The sequence below is a fragment of the uncultured Campylobacter sp. genome (genome assembly GCF_938030815.1).
Classification (GTDB): Bacteria; Campylobacterota; Campylobacteria; order Campylobacterales; family Campylobacteraceae; genus Campylobacter_B.
This window is the reverse complement of the sequence record NZ_CALHII010000064.1, coordinates 1-7,075: the sequence shown is the minus strand read 5'-3', so window position 1 is coordinate 7,075 and position 7,075 is coordinate 1. Positions and strand designations below refer to the sequence as shown.

Sequence of the window (7,075 nt, the reverse complement as noted above, 5' to 3'; positions counted from 1 at the left end):
TCAGCGATATAAAATGCGGAGATTATCGTTAAGATAGCTTTTGCGAGCTCGACTTTAAAGGGAGCGTAGGGCAATAGCGGTACGCCAAAAACCGCATTCGATATGATACCTACGTGCGATAAAGTAAAGCCGAGCGAGAATGAGAATACGCCCGTCAGTAAGATGCCTAGAAGTAATTTATAAAAATATATTTTCATACGCAATCCTTAAAATTCTGCGAAATTATACGCAATAGCGGCTTAAAATTTTGATCGCAAATTTAGCGTAAGCTTTGAAATTTTTCACGTATGCCGCAAGCAACAACGCAGAGCGAGTATAAAAAATAGATATATGCCGCAAGCGGGACAAAAGCGACAAATCCCGAAGCATAAACTAAAGCGACTAGCACATATGTCGCATTTGCCAGCGCAGGTATACTATAAGTCCAAAGCTCGGGCTTTTCAAAAGGGGTGTAGATATTATTCAAATACAAAGCTAAATTTACGACAAGCAGTAGAAAAAATATATAATTCTTTTTCATAAAAGGAAAAGCGGCGCAAACCAAGACTACTATCAAATTTAATGCGATAAGAAAACCTATGTAATTAATATCTATAAAGGCGCAAAGTAAGCCTAAAATCGCGATTAATATATCTCTTTTCATATCCAATTGCCGTCCTTTTTAATTCCTGCAATTATAATGCGTAGGTTTAAATTTTGATAAAAAAGTATTCCGTGCTTAAAATTTTGTCGCGCCGTGCGGGCGATCTACGCCTATTAAATTTAGCGTATACGGACGAAATTTAAACTAGGCGCTTAGCTTTATCTAGATGCAAAAAAGATAAGACCCAACCAAGTTGCAGATATAATAAGCAGCAAGATAGGGAATAGCTTTTTATCGATCTCCCCGCTTCTTTTTCGGCTGATGATTTGTAAAAATTTACCGAGCTCGTAATCGCTTTTGCGAAATAAATATACCGTTGAGCAGATGCCCATGAATAATGCCGCGGCGGATAAAATTGCCATTAGTTTTTTATCTAAATCCATACCATATATCATAAAACCAAATGTCGCGATAAGAATAATGGCGGTAAGAGCTAAAATTCCTATCGTCGCAAAGGCGATGAAAAATATAACATTAAGTTTGCGATCGATGCCTTTGACATAAAAATCGCTCAAACTGCTACTGATATAGAAGGAAAATAACTCAAGAATTACCGTCGTAAAAGGCAGACGAATATCGCCCGGGAATAAAAAATATCCCTTCAAAAGGTCTATTATATTAACATCTAAAAGTTTTGAGAGGTGCAATGAAGCAACGTAAAATGAAATCAAAAAAACTGCCAAAAAGACATTGCCTAAAAGAAACTTGTAAATTAGGTATTTTATGTTTTTGCGCACCTTGGCTCCCTGAAATTTCGCGAGATTATACGTCAAATTTGCTTTTAATCGGCTCAAATCGGCAGGAAAATTTAATGAGTTGAATTTAGCCAAAATTTTGAGCGTAGTTTAAATTTGCAGCTCGATTTACAGCTCAATTCGCGGCACGGAATTTTAAAATTTAGAAGCGCGGTATGCTGGCTAAATTTAAAAATGTAGCGCGCGCTGTGTCATCTCCGTGCTATTAAAATAGAAGATGTTTAGCTAAATTTAAACCATTCCAAGTTTCTGCCAAATTTCGCCGTAATTGCTAGACTGCCGTTCTCGTCAAATTTAAAATTCCGCAAATGTTCATAGTGTGCTTTGAATGGGCTGCGCCGCGGCTGTGTAAATTTTAAACTTTCTGCGGTTTTGCAAGCACGGCGCCTGATTTTGAAATGGCGTCCGCGGGGCGAAATTTTAAAATTTCACCACGCGTAGGGATTTAAAATTTCATAACGAGCGCAAAATTTTAAAATTTGAAACCTCAAAATTCTAAAATTCCGAAATCTCGCGGCGCGGACAAATTTAAAATTTAAAACTCAAGCCAAATTTTAAATTTCAAACCGAGCGGAATTTCAAATCCCAAGTTAATGACTATGTCCCAAATGCCCGCCCGCGTCGTTTGATCTTACTTCGCAGATTAGCTCGTCAGCGCATTCGTTCTCGCTACTTTCAAGCTGTAGCGTCGTGTGCGTGATGCCCAGATGCTCCATCTCGTGCGATATTTCGCGCAAGATCCGCTCCGCTTCGCGCACGCTCAGCTCGCCGCTAACCACGATGTGAGCCGTGAGCGCGTTTGCGCCGCTCGTGATACTCCAGACGTGCAGGTCGTGCACCGAAAGCACGCCATCCACGCCCCTGATCTGCGCGACGAGCGCGTCCAGGCACACGCCCTTTGGCGAGCCCTCCATCAGGATGTTTAGGCTCTCTTTTAGCACGCCCCAGCCGCTTTTTACGATGAGCGCGGCCACGAGCAGGCTAGCCGCCGCGTCCGCCCAGCCCCAGCTAAAGCACATCATCGCCAAAGCCGCCGCGATCGCGCCCACCGAGCCCAGGGCATCGCCCAGCACGTGCAGGTAGGCGCCGCGCATATTGACGTTTTCTCTCACGTCGTCGCCGCGCAGCATATATAGCGCCACGACGATGTTGATGGCGAGTCCCAGCGTGCTGATGGCGAGCATGCCAGCGGTGGCTACTTCTGGCGGATTTTGCAGGCGCCGCGCCGCCTCGATGACGATAAAAACGGCGATGACGATGAGCGTGACGGCGTTTATCATCGCGGCTAAAATTTCGATCCGCCTGTAGCCGAAAGTCTTTTGCAGATTGCCTTTGCGTTCGCCGAATTTAAACGCAAACAGCGAAAGCCCAAGCGCTGCGGCGTCTGATAGCATGTGCCCAGCGTCTGAGAGCAGGGCGAGCGAGTTCGTCGCGAAGCCGCCTGCAACCTCGACCAGCATAAAAGCGGAGATTATAAGGAAGGAATTTCTCAAAACGACCTTGTTTGACGTGTGCGAATGCGCGCAGTGAGCGTGATTTTCGTGCATTTTGACCTCGTTTTTTGGCAAATTTTAGTTAAAGTATACCCCAAAGCGTCTAAATTTTATCTATATCGCCTTCTAGTCCGGCATCCACGCGCTTGCCGATATCTTTTAGCTTACTAAACTCCTCTATCAGCCTCGGCGCGTCGTCTAAGCTGATCGCAAACGTCCAAAGATAGGTGAGCACCGAGTAGATGTGGCCGCGTTTGCCTGCTTGCTTGAGAGCAAAAATATCGCCAAACTAAAAATCGCCGCCGCACTCGTACCGATGATGAAAAAGCTCATCGCCTCTCTGTTTGAGATGCGGATACGAAGCTTTGATAGCACGTCGTAGTGGCGCTTTAGCGTGCGCTCATCGCCTGCGCTTATGCGTCCTGCCTCGCGCTCTAGCTGGTTGTTTAGTTTTAGATACAAGCGGTCGTTTTTGGCAATGTATTTGGGTAGCAAAGCTCCAAAAATCGCAAGCAGGGCAAAAACGGTCAAACCAACGTAAAATTCGATAAATAAAAGCATGATCGCCGAGCCGAAAATCGATACGACCGAGGTGAAAAACACGGGAAAATGCTGCTCGAAAAAGTCCACGAATTCGCGAGATAAATTTGCTCTTGCGATTACGGCGCTTTCGTCTTTTGCGGCTCTTTTTTCGTTCATTATCACGCTTACGGCAAGTCCTGCATATATCCTAGTAAACACCTGCGTATCCACGCGCCGCCTAATCGAGCCAAGCCCCCAGCCCACGAACACCATGACCGAGTAGCTAAGCGCCAAAAGCGTATCGCCCGCTACGATGGCGTTTATGGCTATGCCGGCCAGTACGGGATAAACGAGAAATAGCCCGTTTTCCGCCAAAACTAGACTAAACGTTAAAAACAGTTTTTTAAAGTTTTTCTTTGTTATGAGCGTTAGCGTCTTAAATGCGCTATTTTGCATAAAATTCCTTCGGTTAAAATCGCGCGGATTTTAGCCGATTTTAAAATTCGCGTCAAATTTTGGAATTTTTGCTGTAATTCTTGACATTACAACAAAATTTTATTATACTTCGTTCATCAGCTGTAAGTTATAAAATTACAACAAAAAATCTAAGGAGACAAAGATGTCAAACTACAAGATCGTTTCAACGAAAAATGCGCCGAGAGTCGAGCTGAAAGACGCTCTAAATTTAAGCGGCTGTGAGCTCTCTATCAACGAGCTTCCGGCAAACGTGAGCGTGCCGTTCGTGCATTCGCACAAGCAAAACGAGGAGCTTTACTTGGTGTTAAAAGGCGACGGCACGCTATTCATCGACGGCGAGGAGACGGCGGTGGGCGAGGGCGACGCTATCCGCATCGATCCCGCGGGCAAGAGATGCTTCAAGGCGGGTGCGCAGGGGATGAAATTTATCTGTATCCAAACTAAACGCGGTAGCTTGGAGCAGTACACTAACGGCGACGGCGTGATAAACGACGATGTAAAGCCAAGCTGGCTGTAAATTTCGCGAGACAAGCGCGCAGCAAAGCGCAGGTGTAAAATTTAAACTGCGTAGCGCGGCAAAACGACGCCCTGCGTGGCGGGCACACCGGCTGCGACGGCGATAGACAGTCGCATGAGAAAATGCATTAGTCGCTATGGCAAGTGAATTGGCTTGCAGCGGCGATAAGCGGCTGCGCAAGCAAACAAAATCTAAATTTAAAAGGATATAAAATGAAAAAAGTAGCAATCATCGGAGTAAACGGAAAATCAGGTAGCGCGCTAGTCGCGGAGGCGCTAAGGCAGGGCTATGACGTAACGGGCTTCGCGCGAAACAAAGAGTATAAAAACGGCGCCATCAAGCTCGTGCACAAGGACGTTTTTGAGCTTAGCAAAGCCGATTTGGCGGTCTTTGACGTCGTCATCAGTGCGATCGCTGCATGGACGCCGCAGACCTTCCCGCTTCACGCGAAAATGACGCAGCACATCGCGGAGCTGCTAAGCGGCACGCAGACGAGACTTTTCGTCATCGGCGGCGCGGGCGTGTTATACACAGACGCTTCGCGCAAGACGCGCTTGATGGATACTCCGAGCTTTCCGGCTGAGTATATGGGCGTAGCCGAGGCGACTGCGGCGAGCTACGAGGTGCTAAAAGCGAGTAAAAATTTGATCTGGACCTACGTGATCCCTGCCGCGGAATACGACGCAAATGCCGCTCGCACAGGCTCATACGTCCTCGGAGGCGACGAGCTGATCCTAAACGGCAAGGGCAAAAGCTACATCGGCTACGCAGACCTCGCGCTCGCCGTAATAGATGAGATCGGGGCTCAAAAATTTATCGGCAAGCCGTTTACGGCGGTCGGCGAATAATGGGCGTTGCCACGCGTAAATTTTAAACTGCGCGACGGACAAAACGTGGACGCAAATTTTAACTACGTGGTGGGCAAAACGCGGACAAAAATTTTAACTACGTGGCCCGGTAAAATTCTAACGTAAATTTAAAATTTAGCGAAAAAGTAAGTTAGAGCTTTGAATTAAAATTTAGAGCTAGGACAGAGCCTATATTTGAATTAAAATTTAGAGCTAGAGCGAGCTACGGCTTGAAATTAAATTTAGTGGCGGAGCCACTCAAGCTAAAATTTAAAATTTAACGGTGACGGTAGCGGCGACCGCACGGTTATTAATGATGGCTGCGATTGCGTTGCAGAACATCGGTAGCCATTGTATTCGAATAATAGCGGCGGTGGCGATAGTAGCGGATTGTATTCACGACAATAGCAGTAGTGATAATGAACGCGGTAGCGGCTGCAATGATAGTAGGCGACAGCGGCACGGGCGGCGGCATTAGCGGTAGCCGTAATACAGCGGGCGGCAGTGAGAATATAAGCGGCGACTGCAATAACAGCCGTAAAGATAATGAGCGATGGTAGCGTAGCGGCAAGCAGCAATAGCGATCTGCTGTAAATATAATGAATGGTAGTAGCGACGGCGACAATGTCGGCAAAGATAATGTAATGGTGGGCGACTACGGACAGCGGTAGCGGCTGCAACGGTGGCAGTGACGAGGTTGGGATGGTCGCGCTATCGGTATCGGCGGCGCGCGGCTCGCTATGTCGCGGATAAAATTTAGGTGCGATTAAAATTAATATATAAATTTTAAAAAATCGACTAGCGGATAAAATTTCGGAACGATTAAAATTTAATATCCGAATTTTAGGAAATCATTTAGCGAGTAAAATTTAGACACGATTAAATTTAAGATCAGAATTTTAAGAAAATCGCCTAGCGGATTAAATTTTAGCGCGATCTGAAATTTAGCGGTCGAGTTTAAGGAAAATTTCGCTTAAATTCTAAAACTCAGATCCAAATCAAGGAGCGAAATGCAAGTAGGTATAAAATTTTCACTCGCGGTTCACATCATGCTTTGCGTCGCGTATTTTCGCGAGGAGAAGGTCACGGGCGATTTCGTCGCCGCAAGCTCGGGGATAAACCCCGCCATCGCGCGCAAGCTGATCTCGCAGCTAAAAAATGCAGCCTTGGTGCTCACGACCGCGGGCGTGGGCGGCATCACGTTGGCTCGCGACGCGCGGCTCATCACGCTTTTAGACATTTACGAGGCGGTGAGTGAAGAGGACGCGATGTTTCGCCTGCACAAAGGCTCGCCAGCCGCCTGCCCCGTGGGCGGCAAGATCGAGGCGGTACTCGCGCCGCGCTTTGCTCGCATTCAGAATGATTTTAAAAAATCCCTATCCGACGTGAGTTTGGCGGATCTGCTGCGCGATCTAGGATAGAGCCATTGAAATTTAAATACGCATTTATTTTCTAAACTTGCTTAAATTTCAAGGCTTGCGGGCTAAATTTGTATAAATTTTACCCGCCCGCCATGTAAAATTTCGATTTAATTTGATTTAAGATATAATCCTCCTAATTAATTCTAAGGGGAAATTTTGAAATATTTAAAAGCTATATTGCAATTCATCGCAGTTTTTGCTTGCCTTATTTTGTATCTATTCGTAAGCGGAAGAGTAGGACTTCATAAATCTCAATCTCACTACACTATTACGATAGGCTCCGATACTACTAAAGAAGCGGGACTTGATAAGTATGTAAACGAAGCGGAGATGCAAAGTTTTGCATTTAGACATTGGGATATAGATTATAATTCAAACCCGAAAAACGTATTTAAAGAA

At 45.9% G+C, this 7,075-nt stretch carries 10 protein-coding genes and 1 pseudogene; 5 read left to right on the top strand and 6 right to left on the bottom strand.

The window, feature by feature from the left end:
• The 6 genes from Q0277_RS02420 to Q0277_RS02395 all read right to left on the bottom strand — a co-directional run.
• Positions 1 to 197, bottom strand: a 197-nt coding sequence (locus tag Q0277_RS02420) for a hypothetical protein (RefSeq protein ID WP_297995221.1), incomplete at its 3' end; no start/stop codon positions are given.
• Positions 198 to 259: 62 nt separating this feature from the next.
• The gene (locus tag Q0277_RS02415; protein ID WP_297995219.1) at positions 260 to 643 is read right to left on the bottom strand and encodes a transporter; all 384 of its coding nucleotides are present in this window, start codon (positions 641 to 643) and stop codon (positions 260 to 262) included.
• Positions 644 to 801: 158 nt separating this feature from the next.
• Entirely contained in the window at positions 802 to 1,314 is a 513-nt protein-coding gene (locus Q0277_RS02410; RefSeq protein ID WP_297995217.1) for a hypothetical protein, read from the bottom strand.
• A gap of 674 nt (positions 1,315 to 1,988) precedes the next feature.
• Positions 1,989 to 2,945: a cation diffusion facilitator family transporter gene (locus tag Q0277_RS02405; protein WP_297995215.1), complete on the bottom strand. Its 957-nt coding sequence runs from the start codon at positions 2,943 to 2,945 to the stop codon at positions 1,989 to 1,991.
• Between the two features lie 49 nt (positions 2,946 to 2,994).
• Positions 2,995 to 3,126 carry a hypothetical protein gene (locus tag Q0277_RS02400; protein WP_297995213.1) on the bottom strand — a complete coding sequence of 44 codons (132 nt, stop codon included), beginning with the start codon at positions 3,124 to 3,126 and terminating at the stop codon, positions 2,995 to 2,997.
• Positions 3,090 to 3,869 carry an ABC transporter six-transmembrane domain-containing protein gene (locus Q0277_RS02395; RefSeq protein ID WP_297995211.1) on the bottom strand — a complete coding sequence of 260 codons (780 nt, stop codon included), beginning with the start codon at positions 3,867 to 3,869 and terminating at the stop codon, positions 3,090 to 3,092. Before Q0277_RS02395 ends, Q0277_RS02400 begins: the two co-directional genes overlap by 37 nt.
• A gap of 163 nt (positions 3,870 to 4,032) precedes the next feature.
• Between Q0277_RS02395 and Q0277_RS02390 the strand changes: the two genes are divergently transcribed.
• The 5 genes and pseudogenes from Q0277_RS02390 to Q0277_RS02370 form a co-directional block, all read left to right on the top strand.
• On the top strand, positions 4,033 to 4,407 hold the full coding sequence (locus Q0277_RS02390; RefSeq protein WP_297995208.1) for a cupin domain-containing protein: 375 nt from the start codon (positions 4,033 to 4,035) through the stop codon (positions 4,405 to 4,407).
• Positions 4,408 to 4,619: 212 nt separating this feature from the next.
• Entirely contained in the window at positions 4,620 to 5,255 is a 636-nt protein-coding gene (locus Q0277_RS02385; RefSeq protein WP_297995206.1) for an NAD(P)H-binding protein, read from the top strand.
• 419 nt (positions 5,256 to 5,674) lie between these two features.
• Positions 5,675 to 5,815, top strand: a complete 141-nt coding sequence (locus Q0277_RS02380) for a hypothetical protein (protein WP_297995205.1) — start codon at positions 5,675 to 5,677, stop codon at positions 5,813 to 5,815.
• A gap of 450 nt (positions 5,816 to 6,265) precedes the next feature.
• On the top strand, positions 6,266 to 6,676 hold the full coding sequence (locus tag Q0277_RS02375) for an Rrf2 family transcriptional regulator (protein WP_297995203.1): 411 nt from the start codon (positions 6,266 to 6,268) through the stop codon (positions 6,674 to 6,676).
• Positions 6,677 to 6,832: 156 nt separating this feature from the next.
• A pseudogene (locus Q0277_RS02370) lies at positions 6,833 to 7,075 on the top strand (hypothetical protein); the annotation flags it as partial.

Excerpts from the sequence above, each read along its gene's own strand:
- Q0277_RS02380 (WP_297995205.1), top strand. The coding sequence starts at position 5,675 with ATGAACGCGGTAGCGGCTGCAATGATAGTAGGCGACAGCGGCACGGGC.
- Q0277_RS02375 (WP_297995203.1), top strand. The coding sequence starts at position 6,266 with ATGCAAGTAGGTATAAAATTTTCACTCGCGGTTCACATCATGCTTTGC.
- Q0277_RS02405 (WP_297995215.1), bottom strand. The coding sequence starts at position 2,945 with ATGCACGAAAATCACGCTCACTGCGCGCATTCGCACACGTCAAACAAG.
- Q0277_RS02395 (WP_297995211.1), bottom strand. The coding sequence starts at position 3,869 with ATGCAAAATAGCGCATTTAAGACGCTAACGCTCATAACAAAGAAAAAC.
- Q0277_RS02385 (WP_297995206.1), top strand. The coding sequence starts at position 4,620 with ATGAAAAAAGTAGCAATCATCGGAGTAAACGGAAAATCAGGTAGCGCG.
- Q0277_RS02390 (WP_297995208.1), top strand. The coding sequence starts at position 4,033 with ATGTCAAACTACAAGATCGTTTCAACGAAAAATGCGCCGAGAGTCGAG.
- Q0277_RS02415 (WP_297995219.1), bottom strand. The coding sequence starts at position 643 with ATGAAAAGAGATATATTAATCGCGATTTTAGGCTTACTTTGCGCCTTT.